At 64.9% G+C, this 25,386-nt stretch carries 22 protein-coding genes; 5 read left to right on the top strand and 17 right to left on the bottom strand.

The features are described 5' to 3' along the window. From BN1233_RS01405 to tesB, 4 genes are all read right to left on the bottom strand, one after another. A partial coding sequence (locus BN1233_RS01405; protein ID WP_052763662.1) for a DNA translocase FtsK 4TM domain-containing protein occupies positions 1-1,844 on the bottom strand: 1,844 nt, incomplete at its 3' end. A 183-nt stretch (positions 1,845-2,027) separates the two neighbouring features. Further along, positions 2,028-3,500, bottom strand: coding sequence for an ammonium transporter (locus BN1233_RS01410; protein WP_046861714.1), 1,473 nt, complete (start codon positions 3,498-3,500; stop codon positions 2,028-2,030). A gap of 33 nt (positions 3,501-3,533) precedes the next feature. Continuing rightward, positions 3,534-3,872: a P-II family nitrogen regulator gene (locus BN1233_RS01415; protein WP_046861715.1), complete on the bottom strand. Its 339-nt coding sequence runs from the start codon at positions 3,870-3,872 to the stop codon at positions 3,534-3,536. 213 nt (positions 3,873-4,085) lie between these two features. Next, a complete protein-coding gene (gene tesB, locus BN1233_RS01420) occupies positions 4,086-4,958 on the bottom strand; it encodes an acyl-CoA thioesterase II (RefSeq protein ID WP_046861716.1) in 873 nt (290 codons plus the stop codon). 194 nt (positions 4,959-5,152) lie between these two features. Between tesB and BN1233_RS01425 the strand changes: the two genes are divergently transcribed. Further along, a complete protein-coding gene (locus tag BN1233_RS01425) occupies positions 5,153-6,400 on the top strand; it encodes an FAD-dependent monooxygenase (protein ID WP_046862346.1) in 1,248 nt (415 codons plus the stop codon). 84 nt (positions 6,401-6,484) lie between these two features. Here BN1233_RS01425 and ppa read toward each other — a convergent pair whose 3' ends face one another. Further along, entirely contained in the window at positions 6,485-7,024 is a 540-nt protein-coding gene (gene ppa / locus BN1233_RS01430) for an inorganic diphosphatase (protein ID WP_046861717.1), read from the bottom strand. 168 nt (positions 7,025-7,192) lie between these two features. After that, entirely contained in the window at positions 7,193-7,699 is a 507-nt protein-coding gene (locus tag BN1233_RS01435; protein ID WP_046862347.1) for a GNAT family N-acetyltransferase, read from the bottom strand. Positions 7,700-7,964: 265 nt separating this feature from the next. Here BN1233_RS01435 and BN1233_RS01440 point away from each other — a divergent pair, with 265 nt between their 5' ends. After that, the gene (locus BN1233_RS01440; protein WP_046862348.1) at positions 7,965-8,687 is read left to right on the top strand and encodes a fused DSP-PTPase phosphatase/NAD kinase-like protein; all 723 of its coding nucleotides are present in this window, start codon (positions 7,965-7,967) and stop codon (positions 8,685-8,687) included. Between the two features lie 11 nt (positions 8,688-8,698). Here the strand turns inward: BN1233_RS01440 and BN1233_RS01445 are convergent, their stop codons facing one another. After that, the gene (locus BN1233_RS01445; RefSeq protein ID WP_046861718.1) at positions 8,699-10,486 is read right to left on the bottom strand and encodes an ABC transporter ATP-binding protein; all 1,788 of its coding nucleotides are present in this window, start codon (positions 10,484-10,486) and stop codon (positions 8,699-8,701) included. Positions 10,487-10,607: 121 nt separating this feature from the next. On the opposite strand from BN1233_RS01445, the gene dgcN reads away from it, so the two are divergent. Both dgcN and BN1233_RS01455 read left to right on the top strand, forming a co-directional pair. Beyond that, the gene (dgcN, locus tag BN1233_RS01450) at positions 10,608-11,642 is read left to right on the top strand and encodes an N-acetyltransferase DgcN (protein ID WP_046861719.1); all 1,035 of its coding nucleotides are present in this window, start codon (positions 10,608-10,610) and stop codon (positions 11,640-11,642) included. A gap of 57 nt (positions 11,643-11,699) precedes the next feature. Next, on the top strand, positions 11,700-12,896 hold the full coding sequence (locus tag BN1233_RS01455; RefSeq protein ID WP_046861720.1) for a fumarylacetoacetate hydrolase family protein: 1,197 nt from the start codon (positions 11,700-11,702) through the stop codon (positions 12,894-12,896). 305 nt (positions 12,897-13,201) lie between these two features. Here BN1233_RS01455 and BN1233_RS01460 read toward each other — a convergent pair whose 3' ends face one another. The 9 genes from BN1233_RS01460 to BN1233_RS01510 all read right to left on the bottom strand — a co-directional run bounded on the left by BN1233_RS01460 (position 13,202) and on the right by BN1233_RS01510 (position 22,194). Then, the gene (locus BN1233_RS01460; RefSeq protein ID WP_046861721.1) at positions 13,202-13,423 is read right to left on the bottom strand and encodes a hypothetical protein; all 222 of its coding nucleotides are present in this window, start codon (positions 13,421-13,423) and stop codon (positions 13,202-13,204) included. A 165-nt stretch (positions 13,424-13,588) separates the two neighbouring features. Continuing rightward, the gene (locus tag BN1233_RS01465) at positions 13,589-15,079 is read right to left on the bottom strand and encodes a TrkH family potassium uptake protein (RefSeq protein ID WP_046861722.1); all 1,491 of its coding nucleotides are present in this window, start codon (positions 15,077-15,079) and stop codon (positions 13,589-13,591) included. Between the two features lie 4 nt (positions 15,080-15,083). Next, on the bottom strand, positions 15,084-16,466 hold the full coding sequence (gene trkA / locus BN1233_RS01470) for a Trk system potassium transporter TrkA (protein ID WP_046861723.1): 1,383 nt from the start codon (positions 16,464-16,466) through the stop codon (positions 15,084-15,086). 165 nt (positions 16,467-16,631) lie between these two features. Then, positions 16,632-17,060: a VanZ family protein gene (locus BN1233_RS01475; RefSeq protein ID WP_063779851.1), complete on the bottom strand. Its 429-nt coding sequence runs from the start codon at positions 17,058-17,060 to the stop codon at positions 16,632-16,634. Positions 17,061-17,859: 799 nt separating this feature from the next. Beyond that, the gene (locus BN1233_RS01485) at positions 17,860-18,264 is read right to left on the bottom strand and encodes a YkvA family protein (RefSeq protein WP_244470867.1); all 405 of its coding nucleotides are present in this window, start codon (positions 18,262-18,264) and stop codon (positions 17,860-17,862) included. Positions 18,265-18,526: 262 nt separating this feature from the next. Next, entirely contained in the window at positions 18,527-19,714 is a 1,188-nt protein-coding gene (locus tag BN1233_RS01490; RefSeq protein ID WP_046861725.1) for an MFS transporter, read from the bottom strand. 215 nt (positions 19,715-19,929) lie between these two features. Beyond that, positions 19,930-20,124, bottom strand: coding sequence for a hypothetical protein (locus tag BN1233_RS46580; protein ID WP_147706919.1), 195 nt, complete (start codon positions 20,122-20,124; stop codon positions 19,930-19,932). Positions 20,125-20,310: 186 nt separating this feature from the next. Further along, entirely contained in the window at positions 20,311-20,601 is a 291-nt protein-coding gene (locus BN1233_RS01495) for a hypothetical protein (RefSeq protein WP_046861726.1), read from the bottom strand. A gap of 909 nt (positions 20,602-21,510) precedes the next feature. Continuing rightward, entirely contained in the window at positions 21,511-22,194 is a 684-nt protein-coding gene (locus tag BN1233_RS01510) for a TerC family protein (protein WP_052763663.1), read from the bottom strand. A gap of 885 nt (positions 22,195-23,079) precedes the next feature. Between BN1233_RS01510 and BN1233_RS01515 the strand changes: the two genes are divergently transcribed. Then, positions 23,080-23,403: a hypothetical protein gene (locus tag BN1233_RS01515; protein WP_046861729.1), complete on the top strand. Its 324-nt coding sequence runs from the start codon at positions 23,080-23,082 to the stop codon at positions 23,401-23,403. Between the two features lie 486 nt (positions 23,404-23,889). Here BN1233_RS01515 and BN1233_RS01520 read toward each other — a convergent pair whose 3' ends face one another. Then, a complete protein-coding gene (locus tag BN1233_RS01520; protein ID WP_147706920.1) occupies positions 23,890-24,912 on the bottom strand; it encodes a patatin-like phospholipase family protein in 1,023 nt (340 codons plus the stop codon). Positions 24,913-25,386 lie beyond the last annotated feature (474 nt).

The raw sequence follows: 25,386 nt of genomic DNA on the forward strand, positions 1-25,386 counted from the left end.
AGGGTCTCGAGATCCATGATCTCGTCCTCGTAGATCGCCTCGCCCGTGGCCCGGTCGAAGCCCGTCTGCACCGTGCGGGTGATGACCTCGCCCTTTGCCTTGGCCTCGGCGACTCTCGCGTTGAAGCCGTCGATGTTGCGCACACCGAGCTTCGACATCTTCTTGTAGCGGTCCTCCATCTCGCGGACCGCCCATTTGAGCGCGATGACCGCCTTCTTGGGATCGGTGACGACCGGGGTCAGGAGATGCGGGATGCCGTCATAGACCGATAGCTCGAGCATCTTCGGATCGACCATGATCAGGCGGCATTCCTCGGGCCGATGGCGATAGACCAGCGACAGGATCATGGTGTTGATCGCCACCGACTTGCCCGAGCCGGTAGTGCCGGCGACGAGCAGGTGCGGCATGCGCGCGAGATCGGCGATCACCGGCTCGCCCCCGATCGTCTTGCCGAGGCAGAGCGCCAGCTTGTGCTTAGTGGTCTCGAAATCCTGGCTGGCGAGCAGCTCGCGCAGGTAGACGGTCTCGCGCTTGTGGTTGGGGAGTTCGATGCCGATCGCGTTGCGGCCCGAGACCACGGCGACGCGCGCCGACACGGCGCTCATCGAGCGTGCGATGTCATCGGCGAGCGAGATCACCCGCGACGACTTCGTTCCCGGCGCCGGCTCGAGCTCGTAGAGCGTGACGACCGGTCCGGGGCGCACATTGATGATCTCGCCCTTCACGCCGAAATCCTCGAGCGTGCCTTCAAGAAGCGTCGCGTTCTGTTCCAGCGCCTCCTCGGAGATCGTCGGCACGGTCGGACGCTTCGGCTCCGCGAGCAGCGTCCGAGCCGGAAGCTGATACTGGCCCTCGTCGAGCAACGAGGGTTGCGCCTCCTGGGAGATCCGCTTGCCGGGGCGGGGAGCCGGCGTCGGAGAAGCGACCCGCGCGGAGGGCGCCTCGCGCCGCGAAACCGGCACAGCATCGAAGGAATCCTCGTCGTCATACTCGTCCTGGACAGGCGCTAGGCGTCCTGCAGGAGAACGGCCCGTCGTCTCGAAGACCGGCTCCCGGCGCGCGGTTCTCGCTCTGCCGATGCCGGGCAGGGGTGCGTCGGAGCGCTTGTGCGCGGCGAGCCGCCGCCGGATGACCGCACGCAGGCTCATCGCCGCATGCGCGAGAGCGCCCAGCGAGACGATGCCCCAGCCGGGCTCATCGGCGCCCGGCTCGTCGGGCTCCTCCCAATCGCGGGATGATGCCGCGCGTCCCGTGGGAGCTGGCTCCTCGTCGGGATCGGCCGAGAGGGTGCAGGCCCCACTGAGCGACAGGATCGCCAGGACGGCAAATCCGAAGCCCACGATGGCGCCGCCCGGTCCGCTCGTCAGGCCCGTCACGGCCTTGGCGGCGGCCAGCAGGGCATCGCCCGCGACACCGCCGAGCCCGCTCGGCAGGGGCCAACGCGCCGTCGCCGGGAGCGCGCTTGCGACGGCCGTCGAGGCGCCGCTGCCGAGAATCCAGAGGGCAACCCGGAGCTGCAGCCGGCCGAGCGTGGAGCCGCGCAGGAGACGCCAGCCCCAGATCACCGGCGGCACCAGAGCCGCGACGGCGGCGAGCCCGGTCAGCTGCATCAGGAGGTCGGCGATGATCGCGCCGGGCCAGCCCAGCATGTTCCGGATCGGAGCGTCGGTCGCATGATTGAGGCTGGGGTCATCGACCGACCAAGTCGCCAGCGCAGCGATGATCGCCGATGCCGCCGCGATGAGGCCGAGCCCCGTCAGCTTCAACGTGCGTTGCGCGATCGCTGCGCGCAGAGTCTCGAAAAGTCCCTCATAGACTGACGTGGGTCGACGACTCGCGTGCATCTTTTCGCTTCGACGGGTTTGACGCTCCACCCCGAGTGTTAGGGAGCGCGGGTTAAGGGTCGTTTAACCGTAACGATCGCCGGCACGCGTTGGCACTCTTTCAAAGGGCGCGGAGACCCAAAAGGAAAAGCCCCGGCCGCAGGAGACCGGAGCTTTCGGAACGGCGCGAGCCGATTCCAAGAGTCAGTAATTGTAAGCGCGCTCGCCGTGGTCCGCGAGGTCGAGACCTTCGCGCTCGCTCTCCTGCGTCACCCGCAATCCGACGATCGCGTCGACGATCTTGTAGAGAATGGCCGACCCGATGCCCGACCACAGGAGCGTGAAGACGACGCCCTTGATCTGCGCCCACACGGCTGGTCCGAACGCATAGTCCGCCACCGAGAGCGTGCCGGGATTCGATACGTAGTCCGGAATGCCGACGCCGCCGAGGGCCGGATTGACGAGAATCCCCGTCCCGATCGCGCCGATGATGCCGCCGATGCAGTGGATGCCGAATACGTCGAGGCTATCGTCGTAGCCGAGTGCGATCTTTACCGTCGAGCAGAAGAAGAAGCACACGGCGCCGGCGACCAGTCCCAGGATGATCGCGCCCATCGGGCCCGAAAAGCCGGCGGCCGGCGTGACTGCGACGAGACCCGCGACGACGCCCGAGACGAGGCCGAGGAGCGAGGGCTTGCCCTTCGTGCTCCACTCCACGAAGAGCCACGAGAGGCCGGCCGCTGCAGTGGCCACGAAGGTATTGATCATGGCGAGCGCCGCGGAGCCGTTCGCCTCGAGGTTCGATCCGGCATTGAAGCCGAACCAGCCGACCCACAGCAGGCAGCCGCCGATCATCGTCATCGTCAGCGAGTGCGGCGCGATCAGATCGCGTCCGTAGCCGATGCGCTTGCCGATCATCATCGCGCCGACGAGGGCGGCCATGCCGGCATTGATGTGTACGACGGTGCCGCCCGCGAAGTCGAGTGCGCCCCACTGGAAGAGCAGGCCCGCATCGGCCAGGGTCTCGTCGAGAGCAGCCTGCGCATTGGTCTTTGCTGCAGCATCGCTCGCGTCTGCAACCGCCTGCGCGGCTCCAGCGACCGCATCGGGCCCGGCCCAGTACCAGACCATATGCGCCATCGGGAAATAGATGAACGTCACCCACAGCACCGAGAACAGCAGCAGGGCCGAGAACTTCATGCGCTCCGCGAAGGCGCCGACGATCAGCGCGGGCGTGATCATCGCGAACGTCATCTGGAAGGCGATGTAGACGTATTCCGGAATGACGACGCCGTTCGAGAATGTCCCGGCGACGCTGTTGACATCGACGCCGGAAAGGAAGGCCTTGGAGAAGCCACCCACGACGGCGTTCAGATTGCCACCATTCGTGAAGGCGAGGCTGTACCCGTAGGTCACCCAGATCAGGCAAACCGCGCAGCCAATGGCGAGGACCTGAGTGAGTACGGAGAGCATGTTCTTCGTCCGCACGAGGCCGCCATAGAACAGCGCGAGCCCCGGTACCACCATCAGGAGGACGAGAACGGTTGCGAGCAGCATCCAGGCGGTATCGCCCTTGTCGGGTGTAGGCGCGGCTGCCTGGGCGAGGGCCGGCATGGCGGTCATGATGGCGAATCCGGCTCCAAGGAGGGCGGATACGGAAGTCGAACGAAACGTCATGAGGGGAACTCCGCTGCGGTCTGTCGGGAAGGCTCAGAGGGCATCGTCGTCGGTCTCGCCGGTTCGGATGCGGACCGCGTGTTCGAGCGGCAGGACGAAGATCTTGCCGTCGCCGATCTGGCCCGTGCGTGCGGTTGTGCCGATGGTCTCGACCACGCGCATCGCGAGTTCGGCCGAAACTGCGACCTCGATCTTCAGCTTCGGAAGAAAGCTGACCGCGTATTCCGCGCCGCGGTAGATTTCGGTGTGTCCCTTCTGGCGGCCGTAGCCCTTCACCTCGGTCACGGTCAGCCCATGCACCCCGATCGAAGTGAGGGCGTCCCGCACCTCCTCGAGCTTGAAAGGCTTGATGATGGCCATCACGATCTTCATCGGACCTCACCCCTTTGCACCGCTGGCTTGGCCGAGCCTGCGGCTGTGTTGACGAGAGCCCGCGCCCGAGGACGCAGGCGGCAAGGTCAACTATTCAAGGGGCGTGCCAACCGGTGGCGCGCCGGGGTGCGGACGAGTTCAGAGAGGAATGCACACGCGCCGTGCAGAGCCGGATTGCGCCGAACAGGTCCTGCCTGCTTAAAATTTAGGCAGTCATTCCGCGGGCAGATCGGTCCGCTCGCGGACCAGCCCTTCCTGGGCCACCGAGGCGACGAGCCGGCCGTCGCGCGTGAAGATCAGGCCTCGCGAGAAGCCGCGCGCCCCTGAGGCGCTCGGTGAATCCTGCGCATAGAGCAGCCATTCGTCGGCACGGAAGGGTCGGTGGAACCAGAGCGCATGATCGAGGCTCGCGGCCTGGATCGAGCGATCGAAGACGGTCCGTCCATGCGCGATGAGCGACGAATCGAGCAGCGTCATGTCTGACGCATAGGCCAGCACGCATTGGTGGATTGCGGGATCGTCCGGAAGCGGGCCCGTGGCGCGGATCCAGACATTGAAATGGCGCCCGAGCGGAGCCCGCGACGTGTAGCGTTCGAACTCCACGGGGCGCAGCTCGATCGGCCTCTCGCGCTCGTAATAGGCTCGCACGGGATCTGGCATCAGCGGCAGCACGCCTGCTTTCATCTCGCTTTCGCTCGGCAGGTCCTCCGGAGCCGGGACCTTTGGCATTTCGGCCGCGTGATCGAATCCGGGCTCCGCGACATGGAAGGAGGCCGACATCGAGAAGATCGCCTGGCCGTGCTGGATCGCCTTGACGTGGCGAGTCGTGAAGCTTCGGCCGTCGCGCAGGCGCTCGACCTCGTAGATGATCGGAACCTTCGGATCGCCCGGGAGCAGGAAATAGGCGTGAAGGGAATGCGGCGCCCGCCCCTCGACGGTCCGGCAGGCGGCGACGAGCGCCTGGCCGATCACCTGCCCGCCGAACACCCGCTGCCAGCCGACCTGGGGGCTGCGCCCACGGAAGAGATTCCGCTCGAGGGGCTCGAGATCGAGAATGGCGAGAAGGTCGTCGACGGCGCGAGACATGGCGGTTCTGTCGCAGGATGCGGGTCGGTCGATCCATCCGCCATGCGCGAGTGTCGGTCAAGGCGCAGGTCGGGCACACAATGCAGCCCTGGCTTGACGGCGCTCGCCTGACGGGGGACCACGGTGAACTGTTCGAGGACTCAACCGATATGATGATCGATCAGCGGGATAGGCGGTCAGACGAAGATACCGATATGCAGCCCTCATCCTCGCCACGCGTCGTCATCGCCGGCGGCGGGCTTGCCGGCCTCTCATTGGCGCTCGCCCTGAAACGGAGTCTCGGCGCGGGAATCGAGGTCACGATGGCGGACCCGGCCCTGCGGCGTGATCCCAGCGCCGACAAGCGGGCCTATGCGATCGCTGCTGCGGGACGGCGCCTGCTCGAGGCGCTCGGGATCTGGCCCCTGGTCGCCGGGGAGGCGCAGCCGATTCTCGAAATGACCCTCACGGATTCGAGCCTCGCCGATCCCGTCCGGCCCGTCTTTCTCAATTTTGTGGAGGAGATCGCACCCGGCGAGCCGTTCGCGCATATGGTTGAAGGCGGGGATCTCACGCGTGCTCTCGTCGCGGCCTGCACCGAGAATGGCGTCGTCCTCAAGGCAGCCGCCGTCGAGCGATTCACTGCCGGATCCGCCGCCGTGACGGTGCAATTCTCCGACGGCGAACGATCGGACGCGGCGCTCCTGATCGCCGCGGATGGCGGGCGCTCACGCCTGCGGGATGCAGCGGGAATCGGCTGGATTTCCTTCCCGTACGGCCAGAGCGCGATCGTGGCGACGATCGCTCATGAGCGCGACCACGAGGGCCGTGCCGTTCAGCATTTCCTGCCGGGGGGGCCCTTCGCGATTCTTCCGCTCAAGCCAGGCGGGCCGCTAGGATTTCGCTCCTCGATCGTCTGGAGCGAACGATCGAGCGAGGTGCCGACGCTTCTCTCGCTCGACACCCAGGATCTCCTCGCCGAGGTGGAGCGGCGCTTCGGCCTGCAACTCGGACAGCTCGCCTTCGAGACGAAGCCCCAGGCGTTCCCGCTCTCCTTCGGCGTCGCCCGGCGTTTCGTGGGCGATCGCATTGCTCTGCTCGGCGATGCGGCCCACGTCATTCACCCGATCGCGGGGCAGGGCCTCAATCTCGCCTTTCACGATGCTGCCGCACTCGCCGATGCAATCGTCGAAGCCGTGCGGCTCGGGCTCGATCCCGGCTCGGAGGCCGCTCTCCAGGGCTACGAACGGGCGAGGCGCCTCGATGTCACTGCCATGGGGGCGACCACCGACCTGCTTAATCGCCTGTTCTCGAACGATGTCCTGCCGGTCCGCCTGATCCGGGATCTCGGGCTTGGCCTCGTGGACAGGATGCCGACCATGAAGCGTTTCTTCATCCGCCAGGCTGCGGGCGTGGCCAGCGGGAACGCCGCCCCGCGCCTCCTGCGCGGCGAGCTGCCCTGAACGGCCGCGCCGATCCCACAAGGCACTCCGCGGAAAGTCGCGTCCCTGAATCCGGGGTGGCGGAGCAGCGTGAGACGGAGCCGCTCAGGCGCCGGAAGACTTCCGCGCGCGCTCGATGCCCTGAGTGATGAGATTGCGTGCTTCCTCGGCATCGCCCCAGCGCACGATCTTCACCCACTTTCCGGGCTCGAGATCCTTGTAGTGCGCGAAGAAATGCTCGATCTGCTTGATCGTGATCTCCGGCAGATCGTCGATCGTGTCGTAGCGATCGTAGCGCTGCGTGAGATGGCGGGACGGTACCGCGATGATCTTCTCGTCCTCGCCCGCATTGTCCTCCATGAGGAGGACGCCGACGGGGCGAACGCTCATGATCGCCCCCGGAACGATCGCCCGCGTGTTGGCGACGAGCACGTCGCAGGGATCGCCGTCTCCCGACAGGGTGTGCGGAATGAAGCCGTAATTCCCCGGGTAACGCATCGCGGTGTAGAGGAAGCGATCCACCACGAGCGTGCCCGCCTCCTTGTCCATCTCGTATTTGATCGGCTCTCCGCCGATCGGCACCTCGATGACGACATTGACGTCGAAGGGGGGATTCGTGCCGATCGCGATAGCATCAAGGCGCATGGGAATCTCCGGTCCAGGAAACGGGGCGGCCGCTGCGCGGGGCTTCTACGCGCCGACCCCAAAGGCCACAAGGCATGATGCTGGCACAGGACGCCGTGGTGACGTCAAGGGCAACGTCGGCCGGAGAGCCGGGAGGGATCTGTCCCGCAGCAGCAGGGAGCCGGGGCCTCAGCGAAACAGGAAGGCCACCTTTCCGAGTTGCGCGCCCCCGATGCGCTCCTCGACCTCCGCGATCTGCCGGCCGCCGAGCCGCCGATAGAACGCGCAGGCGCGCTCATTGTCGCGCAGGGCCCAGACGACGACGCGCGTGAGCTCCCGGTCCTGCAGATCGTTCCGCGCAGCTCTGAACAGCCGTCGTCCGAACCCAAGCCCCTGATATTCCGGCGCCAAGTAGAGTTCGTCGACCTCGCCGTCGGCGGGCAGCGAACGGTCGCGGCAACGGCCATAGGAGACGTAGCCGACCACGCCTTCCCCGACGTCGAGGACCGCGAGCGGCCGTCCTCGCCCGATCGTGGACCGCCACCATTTCGGGCTTCGACGCGCCAGCATCCGCTCGAGCGGGACGCCCGGAATGATGCCCTGGTAGGCATCCCTCCACGACGCCTCGAAGACGCGGGACAGCGCAAGGGCATCTTCGGCCCTGGCGCGGCGGATACTGACGAGAAGATCGCTCATGACATGGAACGCGGACAGGTTTTCAAGCTTATCGATTGCCGCCGAAACCACAATGAGTCCCGCGGCCTCTCTGCCATCCTTCGTTGGGCGGAGGCTTTGCTGTTTAGCCCCAAGTCCCGGGCTAGGAAGGACGCTAAATCGCCGCAACGGCTCTGCCGGGGCGAAGTTGCCCCGGTCAGGTTGTGCTGGTATGGCCCCGTCCTGCGATCCACCGGCCGTCCTCGCCTTTGCAAACGGTTCAGGCGCTCTCCACGATCGATCTGCTGTGATTAACAGGTTCTTAAAGCCGGAGACCCGCTATGCGCGTCGCATGGCCCGCATCGCCCGCTGGGATCGACCCCTGCGGGGGCCTATCGGGCGCATCCGCGCCTGGGCTCACATGCTGCTCGTCGATCATGGCGTGTTCCGGCTCATCTACCTGAACAAGCACCGGGTGTCCGGACGGCTCTGGCGATCCGCCCAGCCAGCTCCGTTCCAGCTCGCGCGGCTCCAACGGGAGGGAGTCAGGACGGTCATCAATCTCCGGGGCGGGCGCGAGCATGGCTCCTGGCAGCTCCAGAAAGATACCTGCGAGCGCCTCGGGCTGAAACTCGAGGAGTTCGTCGTGCGCTCCCGCGGCGCGCCGGAGCGCGAGACCATTCTAGGTGCGAAGGAATTCTTCGACCGGATCGAATATCCGGCGGTGCTCCACTGCAAGTCGGGCGCGGACAGGGCGGGATTTGTCGCAGCGCTCTATCTCATCGTCCATGAAGGGCGCCCGGTCGAGGAGGCGCTGCGGCAATTATCGCCGCGTTTCGGCCATTTCCGGTTCTCGAAGACCGGCGTGCTCGACGCGTTCTTCGAGCGCTACCGTGTCGAGGGCGAAGCCAAGGGGCTCGGCTTCCTGGAATGGGTCGAGACGGTCTACGATACCAAGGCGCTGGAACGCGAGTTCAAGCCGTCCTTCTGGTCGGACCTGCTCGTCGATCGTGTCATGCGGCGGGAATAGCCGACGGTCTCTCAGGACGCGGTAGTTCGTTCCGCTCCGGCATCGTCGGAGAGCTGGAGCCGATGCAGCCGCGCATAGACCCCGCCCTGCGCGATGAGTTCGTCGTGTCGCCCGGTCTCGATGACGCATCCGGCCTCGAGCACCACAATCCGGTCCGCGTCGCGGACCGTCGAGAGCCGGTGTGCGATCACGAGAGTGGTCCGGCCGGCCATCAGACGCCGCAAGGCGGCCTGCACTAGGCTTTCGGATTCGGAATCGAGGGCGCTCGTCGCCTCGTCGAGGAGAAGGATCGGGGCATCCTTCAGAAAGGCGCGCGCGAGCGTGATGCGCTGACGCTCTCCCCCCGAGAGTCGGCTGCCTCCCGTTCCGACCCGGGTGTAGTAGCCCTTGGGTAGGGCGCTGATGAACTCGTGCGCCGCCGCCGCCCGCGCTGCTGCGACGATCTCCTCGTCGGAGGCGCCGGGGCGTCCGAAGGCGATGTTCGCGCGGATCGTGTCGTCGAAGAGAGACACGTCCTGGCTGACGACAGCGATGTGAGCGCGCAGTGAGGCCTGGGTCACGGACCGGACGTCCTGGCCGTCGATCAGCACCGCCCCGGATGTGACGTCGTAGAGACGCGGCACGAGCGACAGGAGCGTGGACTTGCCCGAGCCCGAGCGGCCCACCAGAGCCGTGGTCGCGCCGCCAAGGACCATCAGGTCGATGCCGTCGAGAGCCGCCGCATCGCCGCCATAGCGGAACGTCACGTCCGCGAACCTGATCTCTCCCTTCCCGAGCTGCAGGGGAGAGGCTCCCGGCCGGTCGCGGATGCGCGGCTCCTCGTCGAGGATGTCGAAGGTCCGTTGGAGCGCTCCGGCGGCTTCCTGCACGATTGCATTGAGATTCCCAAGGGCGCGGATCGGCTGCGCGGCGAGGATCAGCGCGCTCACGAAGCCCGTGAAGTCGCCGACCGTGCTCTCTCCCGAGGTGATCCTGAACCCGATGAGGATCAGGACCGCTGCCACCGCGAGCCCACCCCCGGCTTCGAGAAGCGGATCGAGGCGCCCGCGGGCATTCGCACTCTTCATCTTGAGCCGGCGGATCTCCTCGAAAGCCGCGCTACCCTTGGCCTTGAGGTATCCCTCGAGGGCATAGGTCTTGGCGACGCGTGTGGCCGCAAGGCTCTCCGAGACGAAGCTCGCCATCTGCCCGATCTGCTCCTGGGTCGAAGTCGCGACCCGGCGCAGCTTCTTGCCGATCCGGGCGATCGGCCTGGCGACGAAGGGCGCCACGACCCCGGCGACGATCGTCAGGACGGGGTCGATCCAGATCATCGCGACGATCAGGGCGGCGATCGTGGCGACCTCACGAAGGAAAACCGTGGAGAGTCGGGTCAGGGCCTCCTTGATGAAGGCGAAGTCGGTTGTGAAGCGCTGTGTCAGGGCCGCCGGGCTTTCTCGCCCGATCTGGGCGAGGTCGGCCTCGACGAGATGCGCGTAGAGAGCGCTCTGGAGGTCTGCCTCGATCCGGGTCACGACCCGATTGGTGAGGACCGTGAGCCCGAGAAGCGAGAAGCCCTTCACGGCGGTCACGCCGATCACGAAGAGCGGCGCGAGGCGGATGGCATCCGCATCCCGGGCCGCGAAGGCATCGAAGGCCGCCTTGATGAGGACCGGGTAGAGCCCCGTCGCGCCGGCGACGAGTGCCACGAGGCCGAGCACCACAGCAAGCGCGCCGCGGTGCGGGCGCATCCAGTCTCGCCAGAGACGGCGCAGGAGAGGAAGGGTCTCGGCCCTGACAGGCAGCTTCGAACGGGACATTGAGGCCGGGTTTCAAACAGGGCGGCGGTCGGTAACACGCGGGCCACGCAAGGCGCAAATTCCGCTCGGCGCATTGGCATTGCGCCCGCGTGGGACCATGATCTGCCCTACTGGAGGTCCCATGCCGATAGAACACCCGTACCTCATGTTCCTCGGCGACGTCCCGGATCAGCTTGCGGCGAAGACGGCGAGCGGGATCGTCGATTGGCGGCCCGAATGGTGCCTGGGCCAGCTTCGCCTGCCGGGTTGCCGCGCCGACCTCGGCCTGCCCGACCTGACGATCCCTGAGGCGAAACACAAGGGTGCACGCACCCTGATCGTCGGTGTCGTCAATGCCGGCGGCGTGCTGCCGGCTCACTGGATCGAGACGATCGTCGCGGCCCTCGAGGCAGGTCTCGACGTCGCGAGCGGACTCCACACACGGCTCGGGGACCAGCCCGCGATCGCGCAAGCGGCCGCGGCTCACAGCCGTCAGCTGTTCGACGTGCGCCATTCCGGTCAGCGTTTCGCCACGGGCAAGGGCACGAAACGATCCGGCCGGCGACTCCTCACGGTTGGGACGGATTGCTCCGTCGGCAAGAAATATACGGTGCTGGCGCTCGAGCGCGGGATGCGCGCCCGCAGCTTCGATGCGGATTTCCGGGCGACGGGCCAGACCGGAGTGTTCATCTCCGGACGCGGCGTCGCGATCGATGCCGTCGTGGCGGATTTCATCTCGGGTGCCGTCGAGTGGCTGTCGCCCGCTGCCGACCCAACCCATTGGGACCTGATCGAAGGCCAGGGATCGCTCTTCCACCCCTCCTTCGCGGGCGTGAGCCTTGGTCTCCTGCACGGGGCGCAGCCGGATGCCTTCATCGTCTGTCACGAGCCCACCCGCACGCACATGCGCGGCGTCGAGCATCCGCTGCCGTCCATCGGCGAGGTGATCGATCTCACGATCCGCTGCGGGCGCCTCACGAACCCGGCGATCCGCTGCGCCGGCATCGCGATCAACACGCAGGCGCTCTCCGAATCCGACGCCAAGGCCTTGCTCGGCGCGACGAGCGCGGAGCATGGCTTGCCGGCAACCGATCCCGTGCGCTTCGGTGTGGATGATCTGATCGATCGCCTCGTCGAGGAGTTCGGCCTTCTCCCCGGATCGGCGCCTGCAGCGTAAGAGAGAAGGCCGAGCCTCCGATCCAAATCCGCGAGCCCTATTGCGAGACCGACCCTCATGAGCTCTTCCCGACCACTCGTTTTCGAGTCAGCCCACGCCCTCCCCGACGATGCCGCCGCGGCGACGCTCGCCGGGCGCGTCTGGCGCCCCGATGTCCAGGGCCCGTCCGTGGTGGTCCTGCGCGACGGTGCGGTCCACGACGTGTCACGACGTTTTCCGACGATACGGGACCTCTGCGAGGAGGAGGATCCGGTTACGGCCTTGCGCAGCACCGAGGGAGAGGTCGTCGGCTCTCTCGCCGAGATTCTCGCCAATACACCGATCGAGCGGCGCGACCCGGACCGCCCCTGGCTTCTCGCACCGGTCGACCTTCAGGTCGTCAAGGCGGCCGGCGTCACCTTCGCGATTTCCCTGCTCGAGCGAGTCATCGAAGAGCGGGCAAGGGGCGACCTCGAAGCGGCATCCGCAATCCGGCAGGAAGTGCAGCGCCTCGTCGGGGACGATCTCCAGCGTCTCAAGCCCGGCTCGCCCGAGGCCGAAGCTTTGAAGGCAGTCCTCGTTGAGCGCGGCGCCTGGAGCCAGTACCTCGAGGTCGGGATCGGCCCGGACGCGGAGATCTTCACCAAGGCGCCGCCGATGGCTTCCGTCGGCACGCTCATGGATGCCGGCCTGCTCCCGAGCTCGAACTGGAACAATCCGGAGCCCGAGGTCGTCCTCATGGTCGCCTCGTCGGGCCGCATCGTAGGAGCGACGCTCGGCAACGACATCAATCTGCGCGATCTCGAAGGCCGCTCCGCCCTGCTTCTCGGCAAGGCGAAAGACAACAACGCGTCCTGCACGATCGGTCCGTTCCTGCGGCTCTTCGACGACGGATTCGATCTTAACGACGTGCGCCGGATGACCGTGACCCTGGTGATCGAGGGCGAGGACGGCTTCCGCCTCGACGGCGAGTCGTCGCTGTCGCAGATCAGCCGCGATCCTGCGGATCTCGTCGCGCAGATGATCGGGCCGCACCATCAATATCCCGACGGCGCTGCGCTCTTCCTCGGCACAATGTTCGCTCCGATCGAGGACCGGGACACGCCGGGTCAGGGCTTCACGCACAAGATGGGCGATCTCGTCACGATCGCGAGCCCGCGCCTCGGCCGGCTCGTGAACCGGATGCGACACACACATGAATGCGAGCCCTGGACCTTCGGCACGGGCGCGCTAATGCGCAATCTCGCAGCGCGTGGGCTTCTGAGTCGTTCGTGAGGTGATGCGTGCAGATCCCGCGCAGCGCGCGGGATCAGGCGACGCGATTTGTTACGCCCTCTTCGTAATTGCGTGTCACGGGCGCGATGCACAACCCATTCCGACACACCCGTCCTTGCGAGCCGGAGGCGAAGCAATCTACCCGTCGAAGGATGCGCTCTTGGATTGCTTCACTTCGTTCGCAATGACGGTGAGGGCATGAGAGCCGGAAGAACACTGCTGAAAATAAAAACAAGCTCCTGACTCACTCCGTCGTTGCGAGAAGGCGAAGGCATCCGGGCTGCACTCGCAGATCTGCTCTGGAATTACTGCCGACGGGCGCGCCGGCGATTGTCGCCCTGCACTTCGTCGACGATACCGCCAGGCGCGGAGGCCACGGCTCCGGCTCCGGCGCCGACGGCTGCCCCGACCGGGCCACCGACGAGTGCTCCGCCAGTCGCTCCGACGAGCGTTCCGGTCGTCTGCTGCTGTGTGGAACATGCAGCGGCGCCAAGGCACAGCACTGCAACGAGGGCGAGTTTCTGCATCCGTTTCCTCCATGCCTGCGACGGCAGGCACGGGATCAACTCGCGACAGGCGAAGCGGTTCAAAGCCTTTGCTACGGGCGAAACTTCGATCGAGTCGTGCTGCGCACGAGATCGGCGTCAGAATCGGATTCGTTGGCGCGACTGATCATTCAGCTCCGCGAGTGATCAGTCGCGCCAGAACTGGGGGAAGAAGAGGATCAGCACGGTAAAAAGCTCGAGACGCCCGAGCAGCATCCCGAAGGCCAGGAGCCATTTCCCGGCATCGGGCAACGTCGAGAAGTTGCCCGTCGGGCCGATGACCGGGCCAAGACCCGGGCCGACATTCGAGACGGCCGCCGCAGCGGCGCTCGCACTCGTCAGGAAATCGAGGTCGAGGGCCATCAAGGCGATCGTCAAAGCGCTGTAGCACGTGAAATAAAGAGCGAAGAAAACCACGACGGAGCCGATCACCTCGTCTGTCAGGAGTCGTCCTGCATAGACGCGGGGAAAGACGCCGCGCGGGTACAGGAGATGTCGGAACTGGCTGCGAAGCAGCACCAGCATCACTTCGAAACGAAAGATCTTCATTCCGCCGGTCGTCGACCCGGTGCAGCCGCCGACGAAGGTCAACCCGAAGAAGATTCCGACGGCGAAGTTCCCCCACAGAGCATAATCCGTCGTCGCAAAGCCCGCCGTCGTCACGATCGACACGACATGAAAGGCGGCGTAGCGCAGGCCCTCTACGAAACCGTACCGTCCGCTGAGCACGAGCCAAGCGGTGATCGCGAAGGTGACAACGGCGAGGAAAGTGATGAATGTCCGGACCTGGCTGTTGCGGAGCGTGTCCTTCTGTCTCTGGAGCAAGCGGACATAGAGAACGAAGGGAAGCGCGCCCGAGATCATGAAGATGATCGCGATCCAATCGACGGCCGCGCTGTTCCAATTGCCCAGTGACTTGTCGGACGTCGAGAATCCGCCCGTAGCAACTGTCGTGAATGCGTGCGTGAGAGCTTCGAATGGCGTCATCACCGTCGCCCAGTAGGCGATTCCGCAAATCGCGGTCAGCGTCAGGTAGATGAGCAAGATCGCCATTGCGATTTCGCGAACGCGCGGCATGACTTTTTCGGAGCGATCCGATGATTCCGTCCGGAACAATTGCATGCCGCCGATGCCGAGCACCGGCAGAATGGCAATCGCCGTCGCGATGACGCCGATGCCGCCCATCCATTGCAGGAGAGCCCGCCAGAGCAGGATCCCTGGCGGCGCTTGGTCCAAGCCTACGATCACGGTCGCGCCGGTCGTGGTCAGTCCCGACATCGCCTCGAAGAACGCATTCGTGAAATTGTCCCGCAATTGCGCGTAGTCGGAGATGTAGAGCGGAATGGCGGCGAAGAGCGTGATCGCCAGCCAAGCGAACGGCGTGAGGACGAAGGCTTGGCGAAGCGTGAGCCCGCCCGCCAGCCGGCATCGGGTGGTGTAGACCAGAACCGTTCCCGCACCGGACGCGATCGCGCTCGAGACGAGAAACGCCTTCCAGTCGGGATGGCCCGCCATCGCGTCCGCTGCGGCGGGCAGAAGCATGGTGATTCCGAGGGCGATGAGCATGCCGCCCACGATATAGACGATCGGCCGGAAGCGAGGCGGCGCCCAGGACGAGAGAGCGGGGCTGATGTCCATCACGCTACAGACCGCTCTCGCGACTGGCGAGCATCGCCTCGGCTTTTCGAAGCGCGCGATAGGTCACGACCGCGATGATGCTGTCGCCCGGTTGCACGCGGGTTTCTCCCGTCGGGATGATCACGTCGCCGTCGCGGACTATCGCCCCGATCAGCATTCCTTCGGGGAGTCCGATTTCGCGCAAGTTCCCGCTGACGAGCCGCGAGCCCTTGGTTGCGGTCGCCTCGATGACCTCTCCGAAATCCTCGCGCAACGTGTAGAGGGCGGAAACCGACCGGTGGCGCACATGGCGAAGGATGGTCGAGATCGTGATCGCGCTCGGGCTCACGACGGTGTCGATCCCAAATGAGGGGAGGAGCGGCTCGTAGGATCTCTTGTTGACGAGCGTAATCGCACGGGCACAGCCCTCGCGCTTCGCGAGTACGGAGGCGAAGATGTTGGTCTCGTCGTCGTTCGTGACCGCGATGATCGTCTCGGCTGCCTGAACATGGGCCTCCAACAGAACGTCGCGATCGAGCGCGTCTCCCTGGAGCACGATGGCGCTTTCGCCGAGCTCGCTGGAGATGAACCGGGCGCGCTCGCGGGAATGCTCGATGATCTTGAGCGACACGGACGGGGCGCTGCCGGCCAAGCGCTTTGCGAGGTTCAGCCCGACATTCCCGCCGCCGACGATGATGACACGGCGCGCCACATCCTCCCGGTGGCCGAAGAAGGCCATGAGGGCGTCGATCTTCGACGGTTGGGCGACGATGTAGACGTCGTCGCCCCGCTCGATCCGATGATCTCCCTGAGGGACGAAGGTCCTGCCGTCGCGGATCACGGCGACCATGACGAAACTCTGCTCGCGTAGGATGGCCGGCAATTCACTCAGCCGCCGACCGACCGCGGAGCAGGACCCCGTATTGCAATGGAGCCCGATGAGCCGCACGCGGCCACCGGCCAGCGACACCGTATCGAAAGCTCCCGGCGTCTTCAGACGTCTCGCGATTCCGTTCGCGACCTCGATTTCCGGCGAGATGATGACGTCGATCGGCAATTGATCGGTCGCGTAGAGCTTCTCCCAGATGGGCTCCAGATAGCCATGATGTCGTACTCGGGCGATGCGGCGGCGGACGTTGAACAGCGAGTAGGCAACCTGGCAGGCGACCATGTTGACCTCGTCGGACCGCGTGACCGCGATCAGCATGTCGGCATCGCGAGCTCCTGCGCGCTCGAGGACCTCGGGGTGGGAGGCATGGCCCACTATGCCGCGCACGTCATAGGACTCATCCGCCCGGCGCGCCTGCTCCGGATCGACATCCAGAATCGTGATGTCGATCCCTTCCGTCGCGAGGTGACGCGCGATTGTGGTTCCGACCTGCCCGGCGCCGCAAACGATGACCCTCATGCCACTTCCTGCAGATTCGACCCATGCGGCTTCGGCAGCCAAGTGATCCGGATCGTATCATATCGGGGAGTGAAAACCCCGACCGGGGCATAGCCGGCAAGCAGGCGAGGCCTGCTGCGCCGGCAGCCAAAGGGAACCGCCGATATCTCGTGGTACGGCGGGGCGTCAGGCCCGGGTCTCACCCATCTGAGCGGCATCCTGCTTCGCTGCGATATCAGCGTCCGAGCCCCGCTCGTCAGGCCTGTGAGTGGTTGCGATGCCATTCACGAGCCAATCCAAGACCTGGGCACAGACTGCGCCAGACATCAGGCCGAAGGACTTCACCACGAAGTCCCGGAACTCGCCATGGCGGCCGGGTGCGACGTGCTGCAGGATTTCGAGCAGGCCCGCTATTCCGATGGCGAGCAGGAGAGACCCGAAGCGCCGGTTCGGATAACCGAGCCAGAATGCGCCTCCGAGCGCCGCGAAGGCGACAAACCGCTCAAGATTCGCCGGAGCCGCCGTCGTAGGGCGCAATCCGATCGGCGAGAGCGTGAAGATCGCAATGGCGATCACGAGGAGCCATGCAGCCCACCGGGAGAGTTTACTAAGCATTACACCTGCGGACGATGAGAGAGATTGCCGAACGGAATAGCCGGACGGCTCGGCAAGATTTCACGAAACGGCAACGGCTCCACCCATGCGACTGGCTCGGCGACAAAGAAGCTCTGCCGGGCCTCCTAACCCGGCGGAGCCTCTAAATCTGGGCACCCGGAGCCGGTCGGCAAGACCGCTCGTTGCAGAAGGGATGGGTGCGTTCGGACGGGGCACGGCCCCATCCGAACGGTCGACTACGCCTTTCGATGCCGGCCGGGCAGATCAACGCAATGGGTCGATCTGGACCTGCTGTTGTCGTCGAGCAGGGCCACAGCGACGGCTTGCACTACGGGAAGGGCACCGGTGGTCGACGGCGGCAGCCGCCGAGCGATCCGCTGCGGCCCGCTGCCGTTCCGACCGGTTGCTGCAGTGTTCTTCATACCGGCCTCAACCTCATTGCGAACGGAGTGAAGCGATCCAGGAGCGCATCCATCGACGGGTAGATTGCTTCGCCTCTGGCTCGCAATGACGGAAGTGCGGCGGAAGGGCAGTGCATCACGCCTGCGGTTCGCAATGACGCAGTGAGTCCGCGGCAGGCCTGATGATGCCAGACCACAATGACGGCAGTGGGTCCAGCGCTACTCCGTATCGGGCCCTGCACCTCCCGCCCTCACGCCCTCTTCGTCATTGCGAACGAAGTGAAGCAATCTACCCCTCGACGGATGGTCGCCTCGACTTCGGCTCGCCATGACGCAGCAAGCGATTCGCAAGTCGTCGCAGAAACGTGATTGTCGCGCACAATGCACGCGAGTGTCCGTCAGCGTACCGGCTTCGGCCAGAAGATCCACAGAAAGAAAGCGAGAACCGCGAGCCAGAACACGACGATCGCCGCCGCTCCAAGTCGACTCACCGGCCGTTCTGCCAGTCGCTCCGCCTCGGCACGAAACTCCACCATGAGCTCGGCGGGAATGAGCTTGATGGCCAGAATGATGCCAAGGGGAAGAATGATGATGTCGTCGAGATAGCCGAGCACCGGAATGAAATCCGGGATCAGATCGATCGGCGAGAGTGCATAGGCAGCAACCGCCATGGCCACGAGCTTCGCATACCAGGGCACCCGGGGATCACGTCCCGCCAGCCACAAGGCGATCACATCCCGCTTGATCTCCCGCGCCCAGGCGCGGATGCGGTCGAACGCGCCGCGATCCAACTCATCGGCCACAGTCGATTCCTCCGAGGCTCGCTTCGCTGCGCCTGCACGGCAAGCATCGGAGCGCATTGTGGCTCGGGCATCATCCGCGGACAATGAGCGATTGTCCGCAGGCGCGAGATGCTGGCGTTCTTCATTTCAGGCGTGCAATCGAGGAGAGCGCGGTCGTTTCTCATATGCAAGGCGAGGGTGGCTGCGCCGCATCGCCAGCATCCGCGCCCGTTCGGATTATGCGGACGCCGGATCCTTCCGTCTGCCGCTCGTCGAAAAGACGTCATTCCGGCTGTGAGCGCGAGCCGAGACGCACGAGCAGGATCAGCGATGCTGCAAGCGCAAGAGCGGCCACTAAAGCAGAGACGTACAGCGCTGCCCGGTCGCCGAACCGGTCAATGAGGAAAGCGTAACTGATCGGTGCGGTCGCCGAGACCACGAAGCTTGGCGCGGTCAAACGTCCGACCAGCGCACCGTAGGAACGAGGATCGAACAGAACGAGGGGCTGCGTCCCGCGCACGATCGTGAGGAGACCGTTGCCGGCCCCGTAGCCGAACGCGAAGATCAGTCCGGCCCAGACAGAGGCTCCACTGAGCAGGCCGGCCAGGAAGCAGAAGGGCAGAATGCCCGTCGCTAGGACGCCCAGGCGCAGCGGGCTCACGTTCCTGCCGAACAGGACATCGCCGAGCCGCGCGAGGGATTGCCCAATTCCTCGAAAGGTCGCGACCCACACGGCCAGTGCGCCGGCCATGCCGAGACCCGTCATGAGGCCGATCATGTGGGCCGACATCCCCGTATTGAGAAAACTGCCGAGCATCACGATCAGGGCATAGAGTGCCTGAGCGAGCCTCCGCTCGCCGGCCGTGCGCGTGAGCGGGGAGACCGTCACGGGCGTCGTGGCCATCCGTTTGATATCGCCGCGGGAGCGAGGCACCGCCAGATGCAGCGGCAGCGTCAGGAGCGCGATACCCGCATAGGCCAGGGCCGCACCGCGCCACCCGAAGGCCTCGGCGAACACAAGTCCGACCGGCCAGAACACGGTCGAAGCCAAGCCGCCGAGAAGCGTGATCTGTGAAATGGAAGGTCTTGCCGAAGCTCCGCCGATGAACACCAGTGTCGCGAAGGCCGCCTCGTAGAGCGTCATGCGCATTCCGACGCCGAGGACGATCCAGGACAGCATGTAGACCGCGATCCCGTGCGAGATGCTGAGCCCGATGCATCCGAGCGCCAGAACGACCGACCCGAGCGCCATGACGCCGCGGCCGCCACTGCGGTCGATCAGCCGCCCCACGAGAGGCGAGACGAGCCCCATGACCACGAGCGCGACCGAGAAGCCGCTATAGGTGAGCGTCGATGACCAGCCGAGATCGGCAGCAATCCGGTCACCCAGGACGCCGATCAGATAATACGAGCTGCCCCAGCACAGAAGCTGGGACCATCCGAGCAACCAGACCAGACGAGGGGTGATCACGAAGTGCTGCTAGTAGACGCGTTGGGCGACCGACGATTGCCGAGGGTTCGATCACATGTCAGCGCGTCTGTAGCATGCTCTCATCCGGAGGCGATCGAAATCAGTGCTGGTTTTGCTGTGATCTTCGGAGGGCGCGGTGTTTCCCTCCTCACCCGGACGTTTCGCGTCCGGGTGAGGGTGGCAGCGCCGACGTCGCAGGCACAGCCCGCCGTCCATCATGTCACCGCACGAGGAGATAACTCATTCTCGTTGCGCTTGCGGGCAGCACGGGCCTCTTCGACGAGCGCGGTCTGCTGTTCTGTCACCGAACGACATATGGCATCAGGATCGTCCGGACGGCCTTTTGCCGTCACATGGGCTCGGGACAGATTCCAAGGACAGAAAAGAGGGCTGCGAGCGCTGCGCGTCATGGCTTCGCTCCGTAAGTGCCTTCCGGTCAAATGGAATCTGATCCGTTGTGCGTCAGAGTTCAACGGGATCAAAAGAGTGATGACGTATAGGCGGGGAGCAACTCCACCGCCCACGATCTCATAACGGCTGTGGCATTCCTGGGGATCAGCCTCACCCACGAATGGTGTCGCTGACAGAAGCCTCGGCTAAGCGACTAATGATAGGATCCGAGAGTGGAGGGCGGTCAGCTGTCGGACGTAGGGCTCTCGCCGTTCTCTATGATGAGCCATAAGCCTCTCGATTGCTCTTTGCTTGAGGACTTCCTCCATCGAACTGGCCCGGGCCGCTTCGAGATCGCGCTCGAAGGCGAAATCGATATCGGCCAGCGTGGCCAGAAGAGATTGCAGCAATGGCTTGAGTTCACCCGGGTAGGTCGCGGATGGTTCGAAATCGTCCTCGGAGGGGCGGACCTGGGCTCCGGCTGTTGCAGCGTTCATGGGTCTCCTCAATCTTTAATTCATTATTCGAGAGGCCATGGCCTTCCCGTTTGACGTAGGTGCCCGGTGGTAATTCGGGACGTGCGCTCGAGGTCTGTCGCTTGCGATCGGTCGGGGTCCGGCAGCTACAAGGCTCCGGGACGATACACATTGGACGTGACGTTATGACGACGGTACGAACGTGACGCGCACCGATTCATCGACGTGCGAGGCACTATACGTGCACATGTGTCAGGTCTTTGTTGCGGTAATATTGCGTGCCTGCAATCGTCGATTTGTGCAGTTCTTGCAGGTGCGAACGGCCAGTATGATCGGGCTGGCGAATTCTGGAACGAAGGTTGTGCGGGGATTGGAAAAGCGAGAGCGTGTGGCACTCCAGGTGTCGCGCGGGTTCTGGCAATGGTGTCGCCGCGCGATGCCAACCTGGATCTTTCAAGCCATCCAGGAGCGCATCGGTCGGAGGGTAGATTGCTTCGCCTCCGGCTCGCAAGGACGGGAGTGGCACCGCCTCAGGCTGGACGACTGCGGCGGCTCGCAATGACGAGGAGACAGCGGGATGGGCTCTGCGCGCCGCCTGCGGCTCGCAACGACAAGGCGGGTCCTCACGACAATAAACAGCGCGCAGCATCGCACCTTGTCCCAAACCGGCACTCCCCTCAGGATGGGCACGTACGACATCCCGGCCCAACAGGCCGCAACGGTGCCGAGCTCTTTCGGGAGAGTAGACTACCAGCGGCTCAAATCGTCGAGGCTGATGATGAAGTTGACCCAGGCCGATGCGATAGCCGCGGCGAGGATAACCGCATTGAACCAGAACATGGCCGTCTCCGGCACGTCGGAGCAGCATCGCCGGCTTTCGCGCGGCGCGCCCGCTCCGTGGGATTTCCATAAGCGGGAGCGTTGCGGGCGCTAAGCACGTTCGGCGACCGAGCGGCGGCGAAGCAGATAGGCTATGCCCAGCACGGCTACTGCCGTCAGGGCCGCCACCGGCAATTCGGCCTGGTGCACCGTCTCTCCGCCGAGATGGGTGACGATCCAGGGATCCGACAGGAACATTTCGCCCGCGACCCATCCGAGGAGTGCGGCACCCGCCCAGACGAGCACCGGAGCCCGCTCCAGGATCGCCATGATCAGCGCTGCACCCGCGACGATCAGGGGAATCGAGATCGCCAGCCCGAGCACGAGGAGCACAGTCGAGTCGTTCGCGACTGCGGCGATCGCAAGGACGTTGTCGAGGCTCATCACGGCGTCGGCGATCGCGATCGTCCAGACCGCCTGCCAGAGGCGATCCGTCTCCTTGATGGCGTCCTCGTCATTCTCCTCTTCGAGAAGCAGCTTCACGGCAATCCAGAAGAGGAGCGCACCTCCGATGATCTTCAGAAGGGGAGTCGAAAGGAGGCTTGCGACAGCGACCGTGAAGATGATCCGCAGGACGACTGCGACGCCGGCACCCAGAACCATGCCGGCGCGGCGCTTGGACTCTGGCAGGCCCCTGCACGCGAGGGCGATGACGACGGCATTGTCGCCGGACAGGATCACATTAATCCAGATGATCCCGAAAACTTTCAGGAGTTGAGGCGCGAGTGTTTCCATGACATTCACTGACCGTCGGTCGATCGGCAGCTCCAAGCTGCGCCCGCCATGGCAGGGCCGGCGATGCTGGCACTGAGCCGTTCTCGTTCGAGGAGTCGCTTGGCGGCGCACCCGGCTCGGGCGCGCTAACAGTGAGCAGCCCTCAGGCGTGCTCGGCGCAGATTTCCATCATGCGCAAGGCGGCCCGGTTGCCGGGGCCGCACAAGGGCCGTGTGTCGGACGCGTTTGCCATGAACGCAGGAATGTCGGGGCCGTCACACGTGCATCGAGGCCAGCATAACGCACCGTGACCGTATCGGCGGGGTCACCACCGGAATCCCTCCAGGAGCTGGCGAGATCCTCCGACGGGTCGGAGTCTGCCTCATCCCAAAGGGCTGCAATTGCATGATCCGAGGCAGCAGCTGGCCAAGAGCCTTGGTTCCCGGCGACAAGCGGGAGAAAGGCGAGCAAGAACAGGGCAAGAATCGCCCGGGCGATACTGGTGTGGCGGTGCGGACACGCTGATACGTGTTTCAGCTGAGCACCCAAAGCTGATGGCCGTTCCTGAGAATCTTAGGTAGGCACAGGACCATCTGCCGGCAACCTCTCGGATTGCGCAATCCGACCGGCGCTCCGATCCGGCACGGGAAGCGACAGGCGGAGCCCGAAGTGATCATGAAGAACACCGGCGCATCGGCCGATCCCGGAGCCCTCCGCTCCGCTTTGTCCTCCGAAGGCCGAGGCTTGGTCACTTTGCTTTGCAGGCGCAAAGTTGGCCGAGCTTCAACGATCCTAATCAATTAGTGTTGGGCCCGTTCGAAGCATTCCTCGGTGCGGGGTGGCAAGGAACTCACGGGCTCTCATCCCGGTTGAGCCTCCATAGCGCGGGTTCGAAGGAGGCTTCCCATGAAGATACCTGTTCTTTGTGCTGCTTTTGGCCTTACCCTTCTCATCGCTCCGGCGGCGGCGCATGCGCAAGGGATCGTGCGCGGAGCTGAACAGGGCGCCGCAGTCGGCAACCGCGCGGCGGGCCCGGTCGGCGGAGCAGTTGGTGGAGCCGTCGGCGGGGTCGCCGGAGGCGTTGCAGGCGGCGTCAAGGGTGTACTCGGCATTCCTCAGAACACGAGCTCGACCAGGAGCGTCCACCGGCACAACACCAGAACCGTTCACGCTTCCCAGCCAACCCACACGACGAAAACCGTCCAGAAGTCCAGAACCGTTCATCGGTAACCGCTAAGAGGGGGCACTTCTAGCGCCGAGCCGCGACGCTCGGCGCTGATCCGGCCGGCATTGCCACGGCCCGGATTGCCTCCAGGTGCGCGGACCTATGAACCGCCAATCGTTGGCTCCGGTCCCGGACAGCGGGAAAATCGGCTCCCCCTGCAAAGCGCAAGCCAGGTGGAGTCGTCGGCCACTCTGGCCCGTGTCAGCACGCATGATGTGCCCCGCTCCGAGAGGCCCAACCTGAATCCGACGATCCTCACTTGGCGGTTATAACCTCGAGGTCGGTAACAATCGTGCAAACACGCTTCGCGAGCACAGTGCTACGATGAGGAGCATGGCACCGACACACAGGTAGGCAAAGGATAGCGAGGCGATCTCGCCCAGCATAACGCCGATGAGGGCTGCAATAATGACCGGCTCCAGGCTGGCAAAGCCGGGAAGCTTTCATCCGAGCAAGCGCGGTGATTGCAGGCGAGACTAGCGTCGCCGATACTAACCACCCGACCTGAATTGCACGAGCCAGCGGTCGGCTGCACGACGACCGGCGTCGCGGAGTTCGATCAGGAACTCCCAATCGAGATTGAGCGCACTCGACTGACTCAATTTCGGGAATTCCGTTTCGGCCGAAATGTGATGAATCCGCAGCTTCTGCAATTTGCCGGACAGGCGCGACCCTTCGCTATCGTTGGCGGCGAGTTTCGTCATCGCGGCAAGAGCCTCCATCTCGCGCACCAGAGAGCTGTTGAACGTAATCTGTTCCATGCGCCGGGAGATTTCTGCAGGCGAAGTCGGCATCTCCAACCCGACCGAGGGCATGATCTGCACGACGAGAGCGTCGGAAGCGCGCGTTGTCGACACGAGGGGAAAGAGGGGAGGGTTGGCCGTGTAGCCGCCGTCCCAGTAGGCTTCGCCGTTGATAGTCACGGCGTGGTGAAGCAGGGGAAGACACGTCGAAGCGAGGATCACGTCGAGGGTGACGGCCTTCTCGCGAAAGATGCGTAAGCGACCATCCCGCACGCGGGTGGCTGCGATCAGCAATCGCAGACCGGAGCGATCCCTGAGGGCGTCGAAATCGATATCTTTCGACAGGATCGTGCGAAGTGGATGGAGGTTGAAGGGGTTGAACTGGTAAGGCGACAGAACCCGTGCCGCGAGAGCGACGGCCATGCCGGCCCTAGCCCGCGGCGCCGCTTCGCTGGCTCGCCGCCAGAACCGCGCGAGCCGCACCTTGGCGGCTTCCGGCCCGCCCTCCCTCAATCCTGATGCGAGGAGGACGGCATTGACCGCACCGGCGCTCGCGCCACTGACGGCATCATAGGCGATATCTTCACTCTCGAGCAGCCGGTCGAGGACGCCCCAGGTGAAGGCTCCGAACGATCCACCTCCTTGCAGGGCCAGCGAGAGACGTCTTCTGGTCGGCTTCGCCCGGGCACCTCTGCGCACGAGGACCGGGGCCGGGTGGCCGGCCTGCTCGAGCCGGCGGCGCTGGACGGAGTTCTCGGACGGGATCTTCATGTCGGCCCCCTTGTGCACTGCAGCATCTCATTTCGATGCTCAACGTTCCGTGGGGGCGCGTGTTCCGAAAGCGCCCTGCGACAGTCGGTTCCGGGCAGAAACTGACTGCGCAATAGGCATTCGGGCTAATTTTCAGCCGATTTTGGAGAAGGCGAGCGTTTAGCGGGTGGACGTGATGGATGCTGCGTTGCAGCGAACAGACGCTCGTCTCCGGCACCGAGCCATCTCGGAAGAGTACATCAGCAGCATCGCCAGCATCGGCAGGGCATGTTCACCCCCTAGGCTCCTCTCGCGCCGGGCTGCGATACACGAGCCGAGGTGATCCGGCCGCGTCCGCACGGTCCGGATTGCCTTGAAACGTGCACTGATGAGGCATCACCTGCGAGTGGCTTCGGGGCTACGCAAGGAGTCAGCGTCCTCCCGCAAGTCTGACTGCCACGTAAAACAACAGAGTGATCGCCGGCGGTACCACGA

The sequence above is a fragment of the Microvirga massiliensis genome, from assembly GCF_001006805.1.
Taxonomy (GTDB): domain Bacteria; phylum Pseudomonadota; class Alphaproteobacteria; order Rhizobiales; family Beijerinckiaceae; genus Microvirga; species Microvirga massiliensis.

Coding starts and splice junctions, on each gene's coding strand:
- BN1233_RS01410 (WP_046861714.1), bottom strand. CDS start 3,500: ATGACGTTTCGTTCGACTTCCGTATCCGCCCTCCTTGGAGCCGGATTC.
- BN1233_RS01415 (WP_046861715.1), bottom strand. CDS start 3,872: ATGAAGATCGTGATGGCCATCATCAAGCCTTTCAAGCTCGAGGAGGTG.
- tesB (WP_046861716.1), bottom strand. CDS start 4,958: ATGTCTCGCGCCGTCGACGACCTTCTCGCCATTCTCGATCTCGAGCCC.
- BN1233_RS01425 (WP_046862346.1), top strand. CDS start 5,153: ATGCAGCCCTCATCCTCGCCACGCGTCGTCATCGCCGGCGGCGGGCTT.
- ppa (WP_046861717.1), bottom strand. CDS start 7,024: ATGCGCCTTGATGCTATCGCGATCGGCACGAATCCCCCCTTCGACGTC.
- BN1233_RS01435 (WP_046862347.1), bottom strand. CDS start 7,699: ATGAGCGATCTTCTCGTCAGTATCCGCCGCGCCAGGGCCGAAGATGCC.
- BN1233_RS01445 (WP_046861718.1), bottom strand. CDS start 10,486: ATGTCCCGTTCGAAGCTGCCTGTCAGGGCCGAGACCCTTCCTCTCCTG.
- dgcN (WP_046861719.1), top strand. CDS start 10,608: ATGCCGATAGAACACCCGTACCTCATGTTCCTCGGCGACGTCCCGGAT.
- BN1233_RS01455 (WP_046861720.1), top strand. CDS start 11,700: ATGAGCTCTTCCCGACCACTCGTTTTCGAGTCAGCCCACGCCCTCCCC.
- BN1233_RS01460 (WP_046861721.1), bottom strand. CDS start 13,423: ATGCAGAAACTCGCCCTCGTTGCAGTGCTGTGCCTTGGCGCCGCTGCA.
- BN1233_RS01465 (WP_046861722.1), bottom strand. CDS start 15,079: ATGGACATCAGCCCCGCTCTCTCGTCCTGGGCGCCGCCTCGCTTCCGG.
- trkA (WP_046861723.1), bottom strand. CDS start 16,466: ATGAGGGTCATCGTTTGCGGCGCCGGGCAGGTCGGAACCACAATCGCG.
- BN1233_RS01475 (WP_063779851.1), bottom strand. CDS start 17,060: ATGCTTAGTAAACTCTCCCGGTGGGCTGCATGGCTCCTCGTGATCGCC.
- BN1233_RS46580 (WP_147706919.1), bottom strand. CDS start 20,124: ATGACGCGCAGCGCTCGCAGCCCTCTTTTCTGTCCTTGGAATCTGTCC.
- BN1233_RS01495 (WP_046861726.1), bottom strand. CDS start 20,601: ATGAACGCTGCAACAGCCGGAGCCCAGGTCCGCCCCTCCGAGGACGAT.
- BN1233_RS01510 (WP_052763663.1), bottom strand. CDS start 22,194: ATGGAAACACTCGCGCCTCAACTCCTGAAAGTTTTCGGGATCATCTGG.
- BN1233_RS01515 (WP_046861729.1), top strand. CDS start 23,080: ATGAAGATACCTGTTCTTTGTGCTGCTTTTGGCCTTACCCTTCTCATC.
- BN1233_RS01520 (WP_147706920.1), bottom strand. CDS start 24,912: ATGAAGATCCCGTCCGAGAACTCCGTCCAGCGCCGCCGGCTCGAGCAG.